The sequence below is a fragment of the Mesorhizobium sp. P2_H9 genome, from assembly GCF_056403215.1.
In genome coordinates this window covers 1-20,981 of record NZ_JBFUFX010000023.1, presented here as the reverse complement: position 1 = coordinate 20,981, position 20,981 = coordinate 1, and the positions used below count along the sequence as shown (strand labels likewise).

At 60.3% G+C, this 20,981-nt stretch carries 19 protein-coding genes and 1 pseudogene; 12 read left to right on the top strand and 8 right to left on the bottom strand.

Translation table 11 applies throughout. The features are described 5' to 3' along the window. The first annotated feature begins 60 nt into the window (after positions 1–60). From AC1DXN_RS30035 to AC1DXN_RS29980, 12 genes are all read left to right on the top strand, one after another. Positions 61–1,125: an ABC transporter permease gene (locus tag AC1DXN_RS30035; RefSeq protein ID WP_477277705.1), complete on the top strand. Its 1,065-nt coding sequence runs from the start codon at positions 61–63 to the stop codon at positions 1,123–1,125. A gap of 9 nt (positions 1,126–1,134) precedes the next feature. After that, positions 1,135–1,899 carry an ATP-binding cassette domain-containing protein gene (locus tag AC1DXN_RS30030; RefSeq protein ID WP_477277707.1) on the top strand — a complete coding sequence of 255 codons (765 nt, stop codon included), beginning with the start codon at positions 1,135–1,137 and terminating at the stop codon, positions 1,897–1,899. Positions 1,900–2,113: 214 nt separating this feature from the next. After that, positions 2,114–3,304 carry a Gfo/Idh/MocA family protein gene (locus tag AC1DXN_RS30025; RefSeq protein ID WP_477277709.1) on the top strand — a complete coding sequence of 397 codons (1,191 nt, stop codon included), beginning with the start codon at positions 2,114–2,116 and terminating at the stop codon, positions 3,302–3,304. A gap of 59 nt (positions 3,305–3,363) precedes the next feature. Next, entirely contained in the window at positions 3,364–4,482 is a 1,119-nt protein-coding gene (locus tag AC1DXN_RS30020) for a Gfo/Idh/MocA family protein (protein WP_477277711.1), read from the top strand. Positions 4,483–4,616: 134 nt separating this feature from the next. Beyond that, positions 4,617–4,964, top strand: coding sequence for a hypothetical protein (locus AC1DXN_RS30015; protein WP_477277713.1), 348 nt, complete (start codon positions 4,617–4,619; stop codon positions 4,962–4,964). A 670-nt stretch (positions 4,965–5,634) separates the two neighbouring features. Continuing rightward, on the top strand, positions 5,635–6,987 hold the full coding sequence (locus tag AC1DXN_RS30010; protein WP_477277715.1) for a PAS domain-containing protein: 1,353 nt from the start codon (positions 5,635–5,637) through the stop codon (positions 6,985–6,987). Further along, on the top strand, positions 6,987–8,381 hold the full coding sequence (locus AC1DXN_RS30005; RefSeq protein ID WP_477277717.1) for a sigma 54-interacting transcriptional regulator: 1,395 nt from the start codon (positions 6,987–6,989) through the stop codon (positions 8,379–8,381). The genes AC1DXN_RS30010 and AC1DXN_RS30005 overlap by 1 nt, the downstream gene beginning before the upstream one ends. 27 nt (positions 8,382–8,408) lie before the next feature. Beyond that, positions 8,409–9,467, top strand: coding sequence for an ABC transporter substrate-binding protein (locus tag AC1DXN_RS30000; protein ID WP_477277719.1), 1,059 nt, complete (start codon positions 8,409–8,411; stop codon positions 9,465–9,467). Then, entirely contained in the window at positions 9,401–10,648 is a 1,248-nt protein-coding gene (locus AC1DXN_RS29995) for an ABC transporter ATP-binding protein (protein ID WP_477277721.1), read from the top strand. Before AC1DXN_RS30000 ends, AC1DXN_RS29995 begins: the two co-directional genes overlap by 67 nt. Next, positions 10,645–11,514: an ABC transporter permease gene (locus AC1DXN_RS29990; protein ID WP_477277723.1), complete on the top strand. Its 870-nt coding sequence runs from the start codon at positions 10,645–10,647 to the stop codon at positions 11,512–11,514. The genes AC1DXN_RS29995 and AC1DXN_RS29990 overlap by 4 nt, the downstream gene beginning before the upstream one ends. 10 nt (positions 11,515–11,524) lie before the next feature. After that, positions 11,525–12,313 (top strand): ABC transporter permease, encoded by a 789-nt coding sequence (locus tag AC1DXN_RS29985; protein WP_477277725.1) that lies wholly within the window; start codon positions 11,525–11,527, stop codon positions 12,311–12,313. A 21-nt stretch (positions 12,314–12,334) separates the two neighbouring features. Further along, positions 12,335–13,840: an aldehyde dehydrogenase gene (locus AC1DXN_RS29980; protein ID WP_477277726.1), complete on the top strand. Its 1,506-nt coding sequence runs from the start codon at positions 12,335–12,337 to the stop codon at positions 13,838–13,840. A gap of 122 nt (positions 13,841–13,962) precedes the next feature. On the opposite strand, the gene AC1DXN_RS29975 is transcribed toward AC1DXN_RS29980, so the two are convergent. The 8 genes and pseudogenes from AC1DXN_RS29975 to AC1DXN_RS29940 form a co-directional block, all read right to left on the bottom strand. Further along, complete coding sequence (locus tag AC1DXN_RS29975) at positions 13,963–14,697, bottom strand: SDR family NAD(P)-dependent oxidoreductase (RefSeq protein ID WP_477277728.1); 735 nt, start codon at positions 14,695–14,697, stop codon at positions 13,963–13,965. A 9-nt stretch (positions 14,698–14,706) separates the two neighbouring features. Further along, positions 14,707–16,266, bottom strand: a complete 1,560-nt coding sequence (locus AC1DXN_RS29970) for a sugar ABC transporter ATP-binding protein (protein ID WP_477277730.1) — start codon at positions 16,264–16,266, stop codon at positions 14,707–14,709. Positions 16,267–16,295: 29 nt separating this feature from the next. Further along, entirely contained in the window at positions 16,296–17,312 is a 1,017-nt protein-coding gene (locus AC1DXN_RS29965) for an ABC transporter permease (protein WP_210266355.1), read from the bottom strand. Next, positions 17,309–18,259, bottom strand: coding sequence for an ABC transporter permease (locus AC1DXN_RS29960; RefSeq protein WP_477277732.1), 951 nt, complete (start codon positions 18,257–18,259; stop codon positions 17,309–17,311). Before AC1DXN_RS29960 ends, AC1DXN_RS29965 begins: the two co-directional genes overlap by 4 nt. Positions 18,260–18,349: 90 nt before the next feature. Next, positions 18,350–19,207: an amidohydrolase family protein gene (locus AC1DXN_RS29955; protein WP_477277734.1), complete on the bottom strand. Its 858-nt coding sequence runs from the start codon at positions 19,205–19,207 to the stop codon at positions 18,350–18,352. Between the two features lie 14 nt (positions 19,208–19,221). Further along, positions 19,222–19,908, bottom strand: coding sequence for a GntR family transcriptional regulator (locus AC1DXN_RS29950; RefSeq protein WP_109658958.1), 687 nt, complete (start codon positions 19,906–19,908; stop codon positions 19,222–19,224). Between the two features lie 73 nt (positions 19,909–19,981). After that, on the bottom strand, positions 19,982–20,734 hold the full coding sequence (locus tag AC1DXN_RS29945) for an SDR family NAD(P)-dependent oxidoreductase (RefSeq protein WP_109658959.1): 753 nt from the start codon (positions 20,732–20,734) through the stop codon (positions 19,982–19,984). 55 nt (positions 20,735–20,789) lie between these two features. Continuing rightward, positions 20,790–20,981 (bottom strand): annotated as a pseudogene (locus tag AC1DXN_RS29940) (sugar transporter); the annotation flags it as partial.

Here is a 20,981-nt window from a genome sequence, read left to right as displayed (position 1 = left end):
GACGCTTCCGGCGGCCCTGGCGGCCGCCGGCGGCAGGACCCCATCCAACGTGAGGGCAAGATGACACTGACCCAGTCCGACCATATCCGAAAGGCCATCGCGGCGCGGGCCAAGCGCCCGCTGACGGTAAAGCTTGGCGACTGGATCCGCGATCGCCCCGAAGGCGGCATTGCGGTCATGTTCATCCTGGTGCAGATCGTCTGCATCATCGCCGCCTTGCTGTTCCCGGATTCCTTTCGCTACCTGGTGCCGGCCAACATTTCCGTCACGCTGAAGTCGATCGCCGTGCCCGGTATCATGGCGCTGGGCGTCGGCATCCTGATGATCGCGGGCGAGTACGACCTTTCGGTGGGCGCGCAATATTCGCTGCTGTCGATCATTTGCGCGGAGGTCTCGAACCATTTCATGGGTGACATCGCCGCCGATCCCAGCAGCGCGCTAGCGCCGTTCATGGGCCTGGCGTTCGCTTTGGCTCTGGGCGTGCTGATCGGTATCGTGCACGCCTTCATCACTTTGAAGTTCAACATACCCTCATTCATCACCACGCTGGGTGGCATGCTGTTCTGGAAGGGCACGACGCTGTTTGTCCATGGCTCATCGGCGTTGCGCTTCAAGCCGACCGAACCCTTCGCCACCCTGTTTGGCGGAGAGGTCGGCGTCGTTCATGCCTCGATGATCTGGTTTCTCGTCTTTGCCGTGATGTTTTATTTTCTCCTCCACCATCATCGGCTGGGCAACCACTTCTTCGCCGTTGGCGGCAACCGCAACGCCGCCGTCGCCATCGGCATCAATCCGGTGCGCACCAAGACCGTGGCGTTCGCGTTGGCTGGGTTCATGGCCGCTTTCTCTGGCGTCGTCGCGGCGTCGCGCGTTGGCTCCATTCAGCCGGGCGGGGGCCTGGGCATGGAATTGCAGACAATCGCGGCTTGCGTGATCGGCGGCTTTGCGCTGACCGGCGGCCGCGGGTCAATCCTGGGCATCGTGCTTGGGACTGCGTTGGTTTTCACCATCCAGGACGTTCTGCTGCTGTTACGGGCGCCGGCCTTCTATTTCGACATGTTCGTGGGTGCCCTGATCGTGCTGGCGGTGGTCATGAACACCGCGGTCCGTCGGGTGAGGGGCTGAGGAAGGAAGATGAGTATGCTGAGCAAGGCAGAAGCCGACACCGGCACACCGCTCTATGAAGCGCGCAACATCGTCAAGAAGTACGGTTCGTTCCTCGCCCTCGACAACATGAATTTCCACATCGGCAGCAACGAGGTCGTGGGCCTTCTGGGCGACAATGGCGCTGGCAAATCGACCCTGGTCAAGATGATTTCCGGCATCAATCCTCCGACCTCGGGTGAGATCTACGTCGGCGGCAGGAAGACGGAAATACGCAACCGCGCGGCCTCCGAGGCGGCCGGTATCGAAACCATCTACCAGGACATAGCCCTGGTCGATTCCATGTCGATAAGCCGCAACATCTTCATGGGGCGTGAATTGACCAGGCGCTTCGGCTTCATGGACCACAAGGCAATGCGCGAGAAAGCGATCGACATCCTCGGCAGTGCGGTGCAGATCTCTGGCATCGACGACCCCGACAAAGAGGTCGGTTTCCTTTCGGGCGGCCAGAAGCAGGCGGTTGCGATTGCCCGCGCTGTCCACTTCAAACGAAACATCCTTTTGCTTGACGAGCCGACCTCAGCGCTGTCGGTCCGCGAGACCGAGCATCTTCTAGCCTATGTGCGCGACCTGAAGCGCGACGGCACGTCCAGCGTCCTCGTCACCCACAACCTCTACCACGCCTACATGGTCTGCGACCGTTTCGTTGTGATGAGCCACGGGACCAAGGTCTTCGAAGCGGCCAAGAAGGACACAACCATCGAAGAACTCACCGATCACGTGATCCGCACATAAGGTGCCGGTCTCCACGTCAACCCAGCAAGGGACGACCTCTTCCGTCGTTTGCAGCGTGCGAGCGAGCGCGCCTTGATTGCCGAACTGGTGGCGTGCCTGAAGCAGGCTCGAATTCGGACTTTGTCCTGGCCGTGAAGTCGCCGGTCTCAGACAGTGAACAACAACAGGCCACCTCCTTGCGATGTGGCTCGCACCACCGGAAGGGAACCGACAAATGAGTCTTGTTGCATCCGATGAAACGCGATTTCCACCGATCACGCGCCGGCTCAGGCTGGGCTTTGTCGGGGGCGGGCGCGGCGCCCTGATCGGCCAGGTTCACGCGATGGGAGCGCGGCTCTCCAACCGTTGGCAAGCGGTGGCCGGCGCCCTTTCATCTGACCCGGAAATAGCCCTGGCCTCCGGTCGCGACTGGCTGCTCGATCGCGTATACACCGACTATAACGAGATGGCACAGCGCGAGGCTGCGCTTGCGGACGGGATCGAGGCGGTGGTCATCTCGACGCCGAACTGGACCCACAAGAACATCGCCGAGGCCTTTCTCAAGAAGGGCATCGACGTGATCTGTGACAAGCCGCTTACCACGACGGTTGAGGACGCGCTGGAACTCGTAAGGCTGCAAAAGGACACAGGCCTTGTCGTCGGCGTTACCTATCCCTACACCTCGCACGCCATGGTCAGACAGGCGCGCGAGCTTGTGTTGGCGGGTGAACTCGGCCGTGTGCGGCAAATCCATGTCGAGTACATGCAAGACTGGGCAACCGAACCGGATGATCCGAACTTCAAGGGAGCCCGATGGCGCCGAGACCCCCAGCGCATGGGTCGCGCGTCGGCGACCAATGACATAGGCACGCATGCCTTCCATCTCGCCCACTTCGTTACAGGCTTGGAGATGGTCCAATGCCGGGCCGAATTCCATGTGTGCGGCGCGCCGAAGGCGATGGAGGATACCGCCTTCGTGCAAACTCGCTATGAGGGAGGGGTGCCCGGAACGCTCTGGGTCACGCAGGCCGCCCCAGGCAACTATTGCGGGCTCAGGATCAGGGTCTATGGCGACAAGGCAGGGCTTGAATGGGATCAGGAAAAGCCGGAATTCCTCCGTTTCAACAGACTGAACCAGCCAGAAACTGTGTTCGTACGCGGACACGGCGCGGGTATGGTGACGCAAGCAGAGCGTCTCATCACCATGCCACGTGGTCATCCCGAGGCGCTTTCGGATGCCTGGGCCAATCTATACACCGAGTTTGCCATCGCCATCGAAGCCCGCCGCAACGGAGAGTCGCTACCTGCGGGCCTGCTGAACTACCCCAGCGTCGCCGACGGCGCGCGCGGGGTCAAGTTCGTCGACGCCTGTGCCGACAGCCATGAGGCGGGCAGTGTCTGGCGCGACTGCAGGCTCGTGATCTGACCACGCTCCGGGAACACACGGCTGGCCGCCGCGACAAAGCTTTAACAAAGGACACTGCAATGCGACTGGGATTGGGCCTGATTGGTTCAGGCTTCATGGGCAGGACCCATGCGTTCGGTTTTACTGCTGTCAATCATGTCTTCGACCTTCCCATCAAAATCGATCGGGTGGTGCTGGCCGACGTCGACGGCGACCGCGCCAGCCACGCGGCCGCCGCACTCGGTTTTCTCGGCTACACCGACAATTGGAGGGAACTTATGACGCGGGACGATGTCCATATCGTAGACATCACTGCGCCCAACGTTCTTCATAAAGAAATGGCATTGGCCGCGATCGCGGCGGGCAAGCACGTCTATTGCGAGAAGCCGCTTGCTCCGAGCGCTTCCGAGGCATTGGAAATGACGCTCGCCGCCGAGGCGACCGGCGTCGTCACGGCAGTCGGCTTCAACTACTTGAAGAATCCGATGCTGAAGCTCGCCAAGGAGATCATCGAGAGTGGCGAAATCGGCGAGGTGCGATCTTTCAACGGCATCCACGCGGAAGACTACATGGCGGATGCTGAGGCGCCGTGGACGTGGCGGCTCGACCCCGCCGGCGGCGGCGGCGCGCTGGCAGATCTCGGCAGCCACGTCGTGGCGACAGCGCGCTATTTGGTCGGCCCGATCGCCCAGGTGCTGGGTGATCTCAGATCCGTCATAACCGAACGCCCCGAAGCATTGGGATCAAAGACACGCCGTAACGTCGAGGTGGAAGACATTGGCCGCGCTTTTGTTCGTTTCGAGAACGGAGCTACCGGCTGCATCCAGGCCAATTGGATCGAGACCGGACGCAAGATGCAACACGACTTCGCTATTTCGGGCTCGAGGGGTGGAATCGCCTTCAGTCAGGAGCGCTTCAACGAGCTCGATCTTTATCTTACGTCAGACGCGCAAGGCCGCAGCGGCTTCCGAAAGATATTCGCCGGACCCGCGCACGAGCCATATGGTGCGTTTTGCGTCGCGCCCGGCCATCAGATAGGCTTCAATGATCTCAAGACCATCGAAGTGCGCGATTTCCTGCGAGCCGTTGCTGGCGAAACGGTCGGGCATGCGGGTTTCCGGGAGGGGCTGGAGGTGCAGCGCACCGTTGAAGCGATCTACCGCTCGGCTAAGGCTGGGACTTGGCGCGATGTTGAATGAGTGTTGGTCGCGCGTGGATTTTGTTATGGGCGATCCGGAGTATGTCGGCTCGGTCGCCCAGGTAATCGATTGCTCGGGGCATGAACAGGCGGTGCTCGACGGCTGCAAAGTAGTGCGGCAAACGCGGCGAGGTCGTGTTGCTCGGTGTGCCGTGGAAGGCGAATACAGCCATTTTGGCCCAAGAGATACTCCACGCGATATTCTTCAATTTCGTCGTTTTACGCAGCGGCTGGGAATGGGAAGTCCCGCTCCTCTCCCGTGCCTTCGTGTGGGAGGAACTTTACGAGGGGTACAACAATGCCTCACACAGCACCTTTACCGGTCTGGCCAAGGCGCTGAAATGGTTATCGGAAGGCCGTATCCCGGTCGATGGCTTGGTCCGCAGCTTGAATCCCAGTGAACCCCCTGCTGTCTATGGCGCGCTGCTCAACAGAGAGATTGATGAACCGTTCGTGGTACTCGACTGGAGCGGTGCCAAGTGAAGGGACGGTATCGATTCGCCTCACTTGCAGCATAGGATCATGTGTGATTGCTCATGCCCGTTCTGATCGAGCTGGATCGTTGTGGATTCCTTACTTAGGTTGATTTTGCTAGTCCTTATAGCGGTGGTTGCACTCAGGTGCCGTCAACTGCGCAGCATTACTTGATGTCATTCCCCTTCTTCTGTCGGGTACTCGCGAGCGATGACGGTATTGCGCGTCGTCGGAGCAGTGTGGTGTACGGGTACACCGCTCGAGGAAATCAGCATGACGTCAAAAGTCGGCTCTGATTCAATGAACTCGGTGACGTTACCTTCGAGGCTAAGAGCGATGCAGTGAGCAACGCCGCGATTACAGCTGTAAGGGATGTTCCAGGAGGCGGACGTCGTCAGATGCAGGTGTCCGAACAATTTTGGACCGGCCACACATCGCTCATAAGATCGGCGTCTCGCCCGTCCGCCGGTTTCGCGGGGCGTGACTGTCTCGGCCAACGGTGTCGAGCCGGAAGAACCTTTCCAAGCGCAGCTGGGGAAGGTGATCAATACCGAGATCAAGAAAATCGGCCGCCAAGTAGGTATCGGCGATACAAAAGGCCAAATCGCGCGGCCCCTGACGCACCCGCTGCAGTCATAAGGTAAAGCGAATTTCCGCAGTCTGGCGAAATCCGCATGCGATGGCCGGGCGAAACGATGCAAATACGCGTCGTTTCGCTGCGGTGATGCGCACAGTGCCCATCTTGAACCATTTTAATTGCCGTATAAGCGAATTTAGCATTGCCTTCGTTGTCCCCTGTGGCTGGATCATCGCGTTTCCGAATTCAGCCGCTGTGGGAAATGCGCCCTCTTTCCCTCAGCAGGATCACAAGATGAAGACGTCCAAGCCATCAATCGCCGATCTAGGCTTCCTCATGATCGACTGGATCGATGAGGAGGGGCGCATATCAGCAGTCAACGATTTCGAGGCCCGTGAACTTGGGATCGAAGCCAGGGAAGTGGGCGGTCTGCCGCTCGAGCGCGTCTACAGCAGCACGTCCGCGCAGTTGCTGAGGGCAATCGCCAAAGGACAGCATATTGCGGATGCCACGTTTCCGATCTGGGTAAACACGCCCTCCTACAGCGAGGTGCCGATGGTTGCGAGCGCCATTCCAGACGCGCCGCGTGGCCTCGCCATCATCAAGCAGGCCCTTTCACCGGCCACGTTGGGCATCGGCCCCGAACTGGTGGAGCGCGTTGAAATCCTCTCTCAGATGATCGGTGCGGCGACAGAAGCGTGCTGGTGCATCGAATTCCTCGACCCAGTCGATACCTCACTTGCCGAAGAGGAGATCGTCGAACGGGTATTTTCCAACGAGAGCCGCTGGCGCGCCTGCAATGAGGCGATGGCACGGCTTTACCGGGTGCCGGAAGGCCTCGACTTCAATTTGCAGGCCGTGTCGAGATATTTCCCCGACACCGAGGTCAACCGCCAGATGGTGAGAGATCTCGTGCGCTCGAACTACCGCCTTGATCATGCCGCCGCCATTGACCGCAGGCATGACGGCACCGAGATGCTCGTTGAGAACGACTTCCGTGCCGCCATCAAGGACGGACGTTTGATCCGTCTTTGGGGAACGACAAGGGACATTGGTCCACACAAGAGGCGCGAACAACAACTGTCCGATCGCGCCGACACGATGCTCGACATATTGAGCGCAACTCCCGATCCAATCCTGGTCATTTCCGAACAGGGCGCGGTTCTTGCAGCCAATCCGGCCGCTGAGGCCGCCTGGGCTCGCCCTGCCGACCAAATTCTCGGACGTTCGATCCAGCACTTCATCGAAACGCGCAATGCCGTCGAAAAGCTGCGCCGAGCGGCTTCAGATGGCGAGGATGGCGAATGCGACCTTGGGGTCATTTCGGCAGATGACAGCCGTGACACTTGGCGCTTTCGTTCCGCTCGCATGGAGGGCGAGGTTCGACGTTACGTCCTGACAGCACGGCGCAGAGCCAAACGCCGCACTCGCCTCCTCGCAGAGGAGGCCTTGTGATGAAGTTCTACGCCAACGACGTCACCAACCTTGCCAACCGCCGGCTGCGGCCGTCTTTCATTGACGATGCACAATTTGGTTCCTTTCTGGAAGCTCTTCCCGATGGAGCGGCGCTCCTTGAAGTCGATGGCAAGATCAAACTCGTCAACAGCAAGCTCGAGCTCCTGCTCAATCTGGCCGGCGGCGACCTTGTCGGCTCCGAACTGGCAAAGCACGCCAAGACGGCAGGCCCTGTCGTACAGAAACTCTCCGCTGCCCTTCAGCAGCTCAAGCGCATCGAAGTGGCCGGCCTCCTCAACTCTCAGCGAAGCGTCGTCGCATCACTGAGCATCCTGCGCACCGCCGATGGCGGAGCCTATGGCGCGCTGTTGACGATGAGGGAGGCCGGCCGGCACGGCCGAAGCGCCGACGTGTCGGATAATTTCCGCTTCGAGGCGGAGGCGTGGGGGAGCGCAAGGACGCGTCTCGTCCGGCTACCTCCGATCGAGGCCATCGCAAAGCAGGCAAGGACCGCCCTCGAGCGGGGGGCGAACGTGCTGTTCACGGGAGAGACGGGAACCGGAAAGACCGAACTGGCCCTGGCGGCGGGAAGGGCAGGGGACCCTGAGGCGCCGCCGTTCATCCATGTCAGATGCGGCATGCTTTCCGACGACCAGTTCGAGGGGGAAATGTTCGGCATCGAGCCAGGCTCGCCGATGGACACTTCGACGCGCGGCAAGCTCGGCTATCTGGAGGCTGCCGACGGCGGCATTCTCTTCCTCGACCAGGTCACCGATCTATCCGCGTCCTCGCAGTCGAAGCTCGTCGCCGTTCTGGAGACGCAAACCTTCAGCCGGCTAGGCTCCGCACAGCGGCGGCAGGCGAGGGTACGGGTCATCGCGGCAACCAGTGAAAACCTGTCGGATCGGGTGGCCAGCGGTGCGTTCAGGGGCGATCTCTATTACCGCATCGCCGTCATGGCTTTCGAGCTTCCGCCCCTGAGAAACCAGACAGGCTTGGTGGAGGCGTTGGCCGATCATCATCTTCGCCGCCTCAATCTTGGGCGCAAGCCGCAACTCAGGCTCTCGCCCGAGTTCATGGATAGACTTAAGGCGCATGGATATCCCGGCAACATACGGGAGCTCGTCAACATTCTCGAGCGCGCCGCCGCGGCCGCCGACCAGGTGGCGCTTGCAGAGCACTTCATTGTGCCGACCCCGACGGCCGTCTCCACTCCAAGGCACGCCGACCCCATCGACGCCGCTCCCTCTGCCAACCTCAAAGACATGGTTCGGGAGTTCGAGGCTTGGGTCATTGAAAAATCCATCGCCGGAAATCGAAGCAAACGCAGCGCCGCCAAGTCGCTCGGCATCGATATCGCGACCCTCGTTAGGAAAACCAAACAGAGACAATGAGCTTTGAAAAAAGAAAGGGGAATGAGAATGAGAACACTCAAGACACCAATGATCGCCGCGTTCGCTGCCGTTGCCATCACTGCACAGACGTTGGCCGCCACAGCTGCAGAACTCAATATCCTCACATGGGAGGGCTACGCAGCCGACAAGTTCATCTCCAAGTTCCAGACCGAATCCGGATGCAAGGTGACGGCTTCCTACGTCGGCTCGAATGACGATTTCGCGGCCAAGCTGGCGGCCGGTGGCGGTGTGTACGACATCATCACACCATCCCTCGACACGGTGCCGATGATGCGGCTTGCGGGCTTCGTACAGGCGATCGACACGGCCAAGGTCCAAGGCCATGACAGCATCTATCCGGAATTCTCAAAAAACAGCGACTTCGTGGCGGAGGGTGCAACCTGGGCCGTGCCCCTCGTTTGGGGGTCGGTGTCACTGATCTACAGGCCTGACAAGTTCACCACCAAACCGGACTCGATCTCGGTTCTCTTCGACCCGGCGTACAAGGGCAAGATTTCGTTGTGGGACGACAAGTCTGCGATCTACTGGACAGCTCGCTATCTCGGCTACAACAACGTCTTCGACCTGACCGACGAGCAGCTGGACGCTGTCAAGGCGAAGCTGATCGAACAAAAGCCACTGATCCGCAAATACTGGGCGTCGGCCGGCGAATTGACCGAGTTGATGGCCAACCAGGAGGTGTACGTCTCCAACGCCTGGACCGGGCTTACGAGCAAGGACGTCAACAACCTCAAGAAGGGCTTCGAGGTCGTCGAGTTCACGCCGAAGGAAAAGGCCGAGGGCTGGATGGACTCAATGATGCTGGTCAAGGACACGCCCAACCAGGACTGCGCCTACAAGTTCATGTCCTTCATGCAGTCCGCGGACGGCCAGTGCGGCATCGCCGAATCCACTGGCTACTTCCCGGTCAATCCCAAGGCAGTGGAAAGCTGCATGAGGGACGAACTCAAGAAGGAGCGCCAGGTCAACAATATCGAGTTCGTCAAGAGCCTCGTCATGTGGCAGCAGCCGAAACGCCTCGACAAGTATCTGGAAGTCTGGAACGCCGTGAAGGCCGCCCCCTGATCGAGCCGACAGCGTGGCCCGACCGCGGCCACGCTCGCCACTTACGAAACAATAAAAAGTCTGGGGAACCAATGACTTCCAAATCGATCGTGGCGCTTGAAGGCGTTGCGAAAACCTATGGCGCCTTCACCGCCCTGCATCCGACCGACCTCGCCATCGCGGAAGGCGAGTTCGTCACGCTGCTCGGCCCCTCCGGTTGCGGCAAGACGACGACCCTGAGGCTGATTGGCGGCTTTGAACAGGCGAGCGCCGGCCGCATCTCGATCGCCGGCCAGGATGTCACCGAGCGCGCGCCCTATCATCGTCCCGTCAACACGGTTTTCCAGGACTATGCGCTGTTTCCCAACATGAGCGTGTCCGACAACATCGGCTATGGCCTCTCCGTCAAATCGAACAATGTCCCCAAGGCGGAGCGGGCAAAGCGTGTCGGCGAAGCCGTGACTTTGGTAGGCTTGGAGGGGATGGCGCATCGCCGCCCCGGTGAACTGTCGGGTGGCCAACGTCAGCGCGTCGCAATGGCGAGAGCGATCGTGCGCCGGCCACGAGTGCTGCTGCTGGACGAGCCCCTTTCGGCGCTCGACGTCAAGCTGCGCGAGGGCATGCAAGTCGAGCTCAAGCGCCTTCACCGCGAGCTTGGCATCACCTTCCTGATGGTAACCCATGACCAGACCGAGGCGCTCGCGCTTTCCGATCGCATCGTCGTCATGAACCAGGGGCGCATCTCCCAGATCGGCTCGCCGATCGAGCTCTATGACAATCCGGCCAATCCTTACGTGGCGGATTTCATTGGCGGGGCCAACCTCGTCCCGGCCGAACTGATCGGACGCGACGGCGACACGGCCGCGTTTCGCATCGGCAATGGCATGGTGGTGCGCTCCCGTCGGGCGACCGCGATGCGGGAACCTGGCAGAAGGATCACCCTTGGAATTCGACCGGAGCGCTTTGTCGCCGCGACGTCCGGAGCCACCAATTCGCTGGAATGCGTGATCAGGGAAAGCCTCTTTCATGGGGACCGCCTGCGTCTCGAACTGGGTCTGGACGGAATCACCATGCCTCTCTTCGCCGAGCTGCCCCGGACGGCCGTTTCATCTCCATCGGGGGTTGAACCTGGCAGCCACATTACCCTGCTGGTCGACCCGGACGACGTCATGGTCTTCAACGCGAAGGAAGACCAGGAATGACGTTGACGCGCCGCACGCTTGCAAGCTTCCTTGCCCTGTTCTCGCTGCCACTGGCATGGGTTCTTCTCCTTCTTGTGGTTCCCTATGCCATCATGATTTCCGTCGGTTTCTGGACCCGGCAATTTCCTCTCTTCCATCCGGACTTTCAGTTCGGCAATTACGTGCAGATCTTCTCCGACCCGCAATACACGACGGTGATTTTGAGGACGCTGAAGATCGCGTCGCTCGTCACTCTGGGCGCCGTCATCCTGGGATATCCGCTTGCTTATTTCCTGGTGTTCACCGTGAGATCGGCAGCACTTCGCAACCTTCTCTACATGTCGGTAATCGTGCCGCTATGGGTATCGTACCTGCTGCGCGCCTACACATGGAAGATCATTCTCGGCACTGACGGGGCGCTGAACTCGCTGCTGGTTTCGACCGGGATCATCGACGCGCCACTCGACATCTTCCTCTACAACCAGACCGCCATGGTGATCACGCTGGTCTACATCTTCGTGCCGTTCATGGTGATGCCGCTGTTTACGGTTCTGGACAACATTCCAAGACGTCTGATCGAGGCGTCCGAGGATCTGGGCGTCGGTCCTTTCATGACCTTCTGGAAGGTGATCTTTCCACTTTCTCTGGGCGGCGTCATCGCTGGCGCCACGATGACGTTTTGCCTGGCGTTCGGCGACTTCGTCGCCGCCGTTCTCGTCGGCGGTCCCAATGGAACGATGGTTGCCAATTTGCTGCAGACGCAGTTCGGGACGGCCCTCAACTGGCCGCTCGGCTCGGCATTGGCCACCGTGGTCTTGGCACTGGTTTTGGTCCTTCTGCAGCTTTCTATGCGGCTTGACCGTGCCGGTCGTGTCGATCTGGCGTGAGGAGGCCGACATGAACGCTTTAAGATGGTGGCAAAAGGGCATGGTGGGCGTCAGCCTCGCGGTGCTCGCCTTTCTGTATCTGCCGATCGTCATCCTGGTCGTCTTTTCCTTCAACGACAGCAAGGTCACGTCCTTTCCCTTGGCTGGCTTCACGCTTCACTGGTACGAGGCCTTCCTCTCCAACGAACAGATGCTGCGCGCGCTGTCGAACAGCCTTGTGGTCGCCTCGTTCGCGACGGCGCTCAGCGTCGTCATCGGCGTGACAGCCGCGCTCGCGCTCGACCGCTACGAGTTCCCCGGCAAGCGGCTTTTTCAGAACGCGATCCTGCTGCCGCTCAGCCTGCCAGGCATCGTCACGGGCATCGCCATGCTGAACTTCTACAAGCAGATCGGTATCCCACAAAGCCTGACGGCGGTGGTGATCGGTCACGCCACGGCGCTGCTCGGCGTTGTCGTTTCACAAGTGATGGCGCGTCTCGCCAAGCTTAATCGCCGCCAGCTCGAGGCGTCCGCCGACCTGGGGGCGACCTCTGTCGAGACCTTCCGGCGCGTGACCCTCCCAGCCATCAGAAGTTCGATCTTCGGCTCCGCGCTGCTGTGCTTCACGCTGTCCTTCGACGAGATACCCGTCACCTATTTCCTGACCGGGCGCGAGGTCACGCTGCCGATCTACATCTATTCGACGCTGCGGCGCGGCATCACACCTGAGATCAACGCCGTTGGAACAGTGATCGTCGCTGTGTCCTTCGTCCTCATCGTCCTCTCGGTCACGCTGCTGCGTGACCGCCGTGAATCATAGTCCATTTGAAGGGAGATCAGCATGGATGCCTCGACCTATACCCACGACTTCTGGCGGACCAAGGCCGGGTCGCTTGAATTCCGCACGCAGCACTTCATCGATGGAGCCTATGTTGGCTCCGTCGACGGACGAACCTTCCCGACGATCAACCCGGCGACGGGCCAGGCAATCGCGGAAGTCGCTCGCGGCGGTGAGTCCGAGATCGACCGTGCCGTGGCCGCGGCCCGCAAGGCGTTCAAGTCAGGTGTGTGGTCGCGTATGGACCCACGCGGGCGGATGGCGGTACTTGAGAAATTCTCTGGCCTCATCGCATCCAATGCCGAGGAGTTCGCGATCCTTGACAGTCTCGACATGGGCAAACCCGTGATGGACATGATGAACATCGACATCCCCGGATCGGTCGTGGCCCTGAAGTTCTTCTCCGAAACGATCGACAAGATCGAAGGCGCGGTGACCGCGACGACGGCCAGCGCGTTGCACTACATCCTCAGGCAGCCCCTGGGCGTGGTCGGCTTGATCGTGCCTTGGAACTATCCATTGATGATGGCGGCCTGGAAACTCGGCCCGGCCCTGGCGACCGGTAACTCCGTCGTTCTGAAGCCGGCCGAACAATCCCCATTGTCGGCAAACCTGCTTGCAGAACTCTTCATCGAAGCGGGCGGTCCTGCAGGCGTTCTCAATGTGGTCCACGGTCTTGGCGAGGAAGCGGGAAAGGCGCTCGCTCTCCACAACGACGTCGACAAGATCGGCTTCACGGGCTCCACGGAAGTCGGCAAGCTGCTGATGATCTACTCTGGACAGTCGAACATGAAGCGGGTCAGCACCGAATGTGGCGGCAAGACCCCGCAAATCATCCTCGGCGACTTCGACGATCTCGACACCGCCGTTACCTATGCCGTCAACGGTATCTATGGCAACCAGGGCGAGGTCTGCAACGCCGGATCGCGCATCCTGGTCGACAGGAGCATCCACGACGATTTCGTCGAACGGTTTGCCGCCCGCACCAAGCAGAGCTTCGTGCTCGGCGATCCGCTCGATCCATCGACCACCATTGGGCCGCTCGTCACCGCATCGCACCAGAAGCGGGTGCTGAGCTACATCGACATCGGCCGGCAGGAAGGGGCTTCGCTGAGGTTCGGCGGCGGCACGCTGGCGTCCGCGCCATCGGGAGCCTATGTCGAGCCGACGCTGTTCACGAGCGTCAACAACAACATGCGGATCGCGCGCGAGGAAATCTTCGGGCCCGTAGCGACCATCATTCCCGTAGACGGGGCCGAGGACGCAATCGCAATCGCCAACGATTCCATCTACGGCCTGGCGGCATCCATATGGACACGCGACATTTCGAAAGCCCACACGTTCGCTCGTGACATCGAAGCCGGCGTCGTCTGGGTCAACTGCTTCGACCATGGCGACATGACTTCGATCTGGGGTGGGTACAAGCAGACCGGCAACGGGCGCGACAAGTGCCTCGAGGCGCTGTCACAGTACACGCAGACCAAGTCGGTGTGGGTAAACCTGGGCTGAGATATCGAAAGGCCGCCGTCTCCTGCGGGACAGAGCGGCCTTTTCTCGCCTTGGCTGGAAGCGCAACGACTGAATGAAAACTGCCAACCGCGATCGTTTGTGGGCTGACCCAGACGGGGCGCTCAGGAACTCATGTGCCAGCCGCCATTGATGTTGAGCGTCTGCCCGGTGATGTAGCCGTTCCGTGCAAGGTTGACGGCAACCGAGGCGACTTCGTCCGGCTGGCCGAAACGACCAACGGGGATCAGCGTTGGGTTGATTGCAGGATTGTTCCTGATCATGTCCGTCTCGATCAACGCCGGAGCAAGGACATTGGCGGTGATGCCTTCCTTGGCAAGGGCGTTGGCGTAGTAGTGAGCGAGACCGATGAGACCAGCCTTGCTGGCGGCATAGTGGGGACCGATGATGCCGCCGGTTTGCGCAGCGATCGAAGAGATAAAGATGAGGCGGCCCCACTTGCGCCGCCGCATCTCCGGCAGCGCCGTTTGGGTGGTGTGGAAAGCGGGACTCAGGTTGACCTGAAGGGACCGCTCCCAATCTTGCCCTGATACCTGGTCGATCGTCCTGGAGGGATTGATCCCTGCATTGTTGACGAGCACGTCGATCGATCCCAGGGAAGCCCCCACCATCCGCACGAGTTCCGCGGCCCGCGCTGGATCGGAAAGATCGGCGCCGATGGCCACGGCCCTGCGGCCTTTGGCCTTTATCTCATCGACGACAGCGTCGGCGGATTGTTTGTCGGCATTGAAGTGAACCGCGACGTCGCACCCTTCATTGGCCAGACCAAGGGCGATTTCCCGGCCAAGGCCCCGCGAGCCGCCGGTAACAAGTGCGACCTTGGAAGTTAGATTGTCCATGCTGCTGCCTCAACCAATCAACAAATCTGCGAACCGCTCGGGCGGGTTCATGACACGCTCCACCAACATGTCCTCGGTGACGTGCTCTGCTGCAAGATCGCCGGTCACCTCGCCTTGGTAGATGGTGACGATCCTGTGGCTCAAACCAATGATCTCGGGCATTTCGGAGGAAATGAGGATGACCGCGAGGCCGCTCTCGGCGAGTTCGCCGATCAGGGCATGCACTTCTGCTTTCGCATTGACATCAATGCCCCGGGTCGGCTCGTCGAGGATCAGAAGCTTGGGCGCCGTCGCCATCCATTTGGCAAGAACGATCTTCTGCTGGTTTCCACCACTGAGCGTTCCGACACGGGTCTTGGCGGTAGACACTTTGATCTCGAGACGTTCGCGATACTTCTCGAAGATCGACTGTTCTTTGATCGTATCCATGAAGCCGAAGCGGACCAGCCGGCGCAACGACGCCATGCTGGTGTTGTCGCGCGCTCCCAATCCAAGGACCAAGCCCTGTTCCTTGCGGTCTTCCGGTACGAAGCCGATGCCAAGCCGCACGGCATCTTTGGGAGAGCTGATTTCCCGCAATTGGCCGCACCATGACAATTTGCCCGAAGTGATTTTGCGCAAGCCGAAAACCGCTTCCATGAGCTCTGATCGTCCGGCCCCGACGAGCCCGTACAAACCGACTATTTCTCCGGCGCGGATACTGAGATCGACGGTCTTTGCGGAGCCGCCCACACCGAAGCCCTCAAGGCGGAGAACTTCTTCGCCGATCCGGCGCCGCGCGCGATGAAAATAGCTGTCGAGCGAGCGACCGATCATGAGGCGCGTGATCTCGCGCTCTGTGATCTTTTCGCCAGATAGCGTGCCGGTGACCTTTCCGTCACGCAGGACCGTCACCCTGTCGGCAAGCGTCAGCACCTCTTTCATCTTGTGCGATATGTAGACGATGCCGACACCGCGCTTTTTCAAGCGGTCGATCGTGACGAAAAGTGCCTCGGCCTCCTGGTTGGTGAGCGCCCCTGTCGGTTCGTCGAAAATGACGACCGAGCAATTGAACGCCGTAGCCCTCGCGATCTCGACCATTTGCTGGCGCGCGAGCGACAGGTCGCCCACAATGGCATGCGCATCGAGATCGTACCCACAATCTTCAAGAACGTGTTCGGCATCGCGGTAGAGTTTTTTCGTATCGAGGCGGCCGCCCCGCAGCTTCGGGAAATCGCCGAGGAAGATATTTTCGGCAACGCTCAATTCCGGGACAAGCGAAATTTCTTGGTGGATGAGAAGGATGCCGCGACGCTTGGCATCCATGGGGCTGGCGAAAGTCACCGTTTCGCCGCGATAGCGTATCGTACCGCTGTCTTGCGGGAAACTTCCGGCCATGACGCGCATGAGCGTACTTTTGCCGGCGCCGTTTTCGCCGCATAGTGCATGCACTTCGCCCGGCAGCACGTCGAACGTGACGTCCGAAAGCGCAATCACGCCCGGAAATGTCCTTCCGACGCCTTCGAGTGAAATGATCGCCCCCTGCGTTGCTTCGGGCTGCGATTGCAATGGTGGCGGCGCAATCGACATCTGGGAGCCTCCCTTGATTGGCGCGAGTGTCATTCGGCTGTCTTGCTTGCACGGTTGAGCTGTCTGTCCAGAACGAGCGCTGCGATCAGCGCCAACCCCATGATGCCCGGGATGTAGAAGGGGGCAACGTGAAGCATGTTGAGGCCGTTGCGCAGGATGGCCAGTGCCAGCACCGCCGCGAATGTTCCGATCAGGTCGCCCTTGCCGCCGCGCAGACGGGTGCCGCCGAGGACGACAGCGATCACTGCCCACAACTCATAATCCTTGCCGTAGCTGGGCGTGGCCGCTCCCAGGTTGGCCGCCATGGCGACCCCACATATCGCCGCCATCAATCCGCAGATGATGAAGTTGATCACGACATGCCGCGACACGGGAATCCCGGCATTTGTCGATGCCGATCGGCTTCCGCCAATGGCGTAGGTATTCCTGCCGTGCACGGTACGCCGAAGCATCCATTGGAAACACAACACGGCAGTCAGAAATATAAAGGGGATCAGCGTGACCGGGCCGACATGCAACATGGTGAGGTCGTACAGCTGTTCGTCGATCGCCGACAAGGAGGTGTCGCCGGCGTACAGGAACGCCAAACCCCTCGTGCCAATCATCCCAGCGAGCGTTATGATGAACGAGCTGACACCCAGGCGCTCAACGGCGAGCCCGTTCAGGAGGCCAAGACAGAGGCCGCTACCTAACGCTACGGCAATCGCGCCTGCCAACCCGATCTGCTCTTGCATGCCGATGACGAGACAAGACGAGAGGCCGACGACCGCCCCGACGCTGAGGTCGATGTTTCCACTGATGATGACGGGAGTGAGGCCGGTGGCAAGCAGACCGACCAGCGCGCACTGGAAGAGCACATTCGACAGGTTGTAGGCCGTCAGAAAGTGTGAGGTGGTCACGGAAAAGAAAATGAAGAGCCCCAGACCGAGCAGCCAGACGGGGTTTCGGGCCAGGTATCTCACGGATTCCACGAGCCTCATTCCTGCATGAGGGCCGTGCGCTGCCTCTTGCCGGCTGCTTGCCATTTTGATGTCCCCGATGCTCATGCGAGAACCCTACCGCGCCGGGAGGCTACGTCCGCCCATACGACACCGATAATCACGACCCACGAAACCAGCCACTGCACGTAATAAGGCAGGCCGATGAGCAGGAGCGCGTTCTGTATAAATCCCAACAGGACCACGCCAATAATGGTGCGGCCGATACCGCCGTCACCGCCGGCCAGGCTTGTCCCTCCGAGGATAACCGCCGACAGCACCTGCAGCTCGAGGCCTGAACCAGAGTTGTTTTGCGCTGCCATCACCCGTGAGCTGAAGACGATGGCCGCCATCCCCGTCAACGTGCCGGAAATCACATAGCAAGTGAAAAGCACCTGCCTGGCGGCTATGGACGAGAAGCGACTGGCGATCTCGTTGCCACCGACGGAGAAGACCTCCCTGCCGAACCGGGTCATTCCAAGCAGGATTGCGGTCAATGCCGCAAGCAGGAGAAAGATCAGCACCGGTATCGGGACGTCGAGCAGGTAGCCGCGGCCGATCACCGCGAACCACGTAGCCTCAGGCCGATCGATGAGGGCGTTCTGTCCGCTCGTCCAAACGAGGGCGACCGCCTGGAGAACCGATAGCATGCCAAGAGTGGCAATCAATGAGTTCAGCCGAAGGATCGCGACGAGGAACCCATTTATGCAGCCGACCATCAAGCCGATGATGATCGGGACAGTGACCGCGGCGACGGGCGATATCTCGTCGTGAAGTGTGATTGCCACCACGGCGCAAAGCGACAGAAGCGAACCCACGGTCAGGTCCAGGCGGCCGGCTATAACCACGAATGTCACGCCAAGGGCAATTATCCCCGTCACGGATATCTGCCTCAGCATCTGGGTGATGTTGTCGAAGCTGAACAGGCCCGGCACCGTCGCGCCACCCGTCAGGAGGACCAGCACGGCTGCCGCGATCAGCAGCTGGCGCGCGGATGGCCGACCGATGTCTTTCATATGCTTCTCCCCGGCGACCGCGTCCCTTCAAGGCCCAAGCTGTTACATGTTATCACAGCATAAGGCAGTCGAATACGAGCCGCTATGTCGTTAGACGTTCAGTTTGTAGGTCTCGATGGCATTGTCGCGGTACAGTGCCCGCAGTTCAGAACCGCTGAGCTTCGACATGACCTGATCGACGGCATGGACCCAGCCCACATAGGACACGGCGTTGGTCGCCACGGGCCAGTCGCCGGCGAACATCAGACGCTTAGGCCCAAAGGCCTCTAGCGCGGTTGAAATGAACGGCTCGATATCCCTGACTGTCCACTGCTCATGGTCCGCCTCCGTTGCAACGCCCGACAGTTTGCAAACGACGTTCCCGGATCGAGCAAGTTCCTTCATCTGGTCGGCCCATGGCTGAAAGCGCTGCTCCCGGATACCTGGCTTGCCGATGTGGTCGAGGACAAATCGCATCTCGGGAAACCGTCGCACCAACTTGATGGTGCTTTCCATCTGCCGGTAGGTGATGCAGATATCGAACGACCATCCGAATTCCGACAGCGCCTTGAGTCCGTCGATGAAATCGGGTCTCAGCGCGAAATCCGCGTCGGCTTCCTGCTGAAGCAGCCTTCGTACGCCCCGCACCAGTACGATGTCGCGTAACTTCTCGAGGTGGCCCCGAACGGCGTCTCCCTTGTGTATCGGCGCATGCGCGACGATCGCCCTGATGCGGTGGTCCTGCTGGGCGACGTCCGCCACCCATCTGGCTTCCGCCAGGGTGGCGGTTTCATCCACATCGCACTCCACGAACACCATTGCCTCGACCTCGACGTCCGCCCTTGCTTCGTCGAAGTCCTGCAAAGTGAAGCCTCGATTGAGTTTTCCCGCCGACTTCAACCATGACATATCGAGCAGGTCAGGGCGCCAGATGTGCAGGTGGCTGTCGATAATCGGAAACGAGGGCATGGCGATCCTCGACCTCAGGTGAGCCGGTTTTGTTGAAGGATATAGTCGCTGGCGCTGCGGAGGTCGGCGGCGAGGGCCGCTTTTGCCGAATCGGCATCACGGACCTTCAGCGCGGCGATCATGGCCTCATGATGTTTGGTCGGGGTCTTGCTGGTGATCCTCTCGGATCCGGAGCGAACGTCCAGATTCAGGACCGGACCGATCTGCGTCCACAAACCCTCGATGATCTGGAGCAATGCTGGAAGTCGCGATGCCCTGTATAATGTGAAATGCAGGTTCTTGTTCAAGACAATCAACTTTGCCGGATCCGGTTGATGCAGGTCACATTCGGCATTGAACGCCGCGGAGAAGGCAGCGGCTTCCCCAAGTTCGGCTGCGGAAATTCGTTCGGCCGCATATTCGATAGCCATGCCTTCCATGCGGATGCGGATCTCGCGCAGTTCGATGAAGCGGCTTTTGCTCATCAAGGGAACGCGGAACACACGATTGGGGAGGAGTTCGATGGCCTGATCGACCATCAGCTGGCGCAGTGCGTCCCTGACGGGCATCGGGCTCGTTCCAATCGCTGCCGCCAGCGTTCGAAGGGTCAGTTTCTCTCCAGGTGCGAACTGGCCCGCGATAAGCATCTCGCGCAGCTGGAGATAGACGCGCACCCCAAGCGTTTCGGTTTCAATCGGCACGATCGCTGAAAGTCCGCTCATGTCTTGCCTCTCCTGCTATTTCGGCTGTTCGACGTTATCACAGCGACCAGCCGCAGGGCATCCGCACTCCGCGTCAGTCCCCGCCGGTGCCTGTGCGAAAATCGAAACCGACGGTCAAGCCGCCATCAACGACCATGTTGGCGCCGGTGACGCCGGATGCCTCGTCGGACACGAGATAGACAATTGTGGACGCGACCTCGTCCGGGTCGAGTAAGCGTCCAATGGGATTGCGCTGCTCGCGAGCGCGCAAAAACATATCCGGGTTGCTGGCCGTCGCCAGATGGCGACGGAAAAAGGGGGTGTCGGTAACACCCGGCGACACGCAATTTGCGCGGATGCCCTGGCGGGCGTGGTCCATGGCAAGTGCCCGGGTAAACTGCAAAATCGCACCTTTGCTGGAGCAATAGGAAACCAGCCCTTGTTCGGCCATATAGGAATCGATGCTGCCGATCGTCACCACGCTGCCACGCCCACGCTCTATCATTGCGGGAAGCACGCTGCGGACGGCGAAGACAAGGCCCATCAAGTTGACGCCGATCGTCTTCGCCCATGCGTCGTCCGAAAGCTCCAGGACGTTTCCGACTTCAAGATACGCAGCCGCCGTCACGAGAGCGGAAGGTTGCCAGTCCCGTCTTCTCAGCGTCTCGCCGACCCCTTGCCATGTCGAAGCCGCCGATACATCGCCCGATACCCATCCCAGGTTCTCGGTCTCCTGCGCGCCCGACATATCGACGCCAAGCACCTTGTAGCCCTTGCCGACCAGGCGACGCACCGTTGCTGCACCAATCCCGGAAGCCGCGCCCGTCACCACCGCAACATTACTCATGCTTTCCTCCAATTGCCCCGTGGGACCCTTTGCGAACCCGTTGGGGAAGGTCCCCTCAAAATGTGGGACGCGGATACTGATCGATATTCTTTTGCGTAATCGAAGGCGATGCGAAGAACACCTGCTTGGGGACCTGCTTTCCCTCCACGATCTGGATCGCTGCCTGGATGGCGGCCTGCGCATCGGCGCTCGGCGATTGCAGGACCGATCCGTAATAGTTGCCGGCCTTGATCTCGTCATAGGCGGG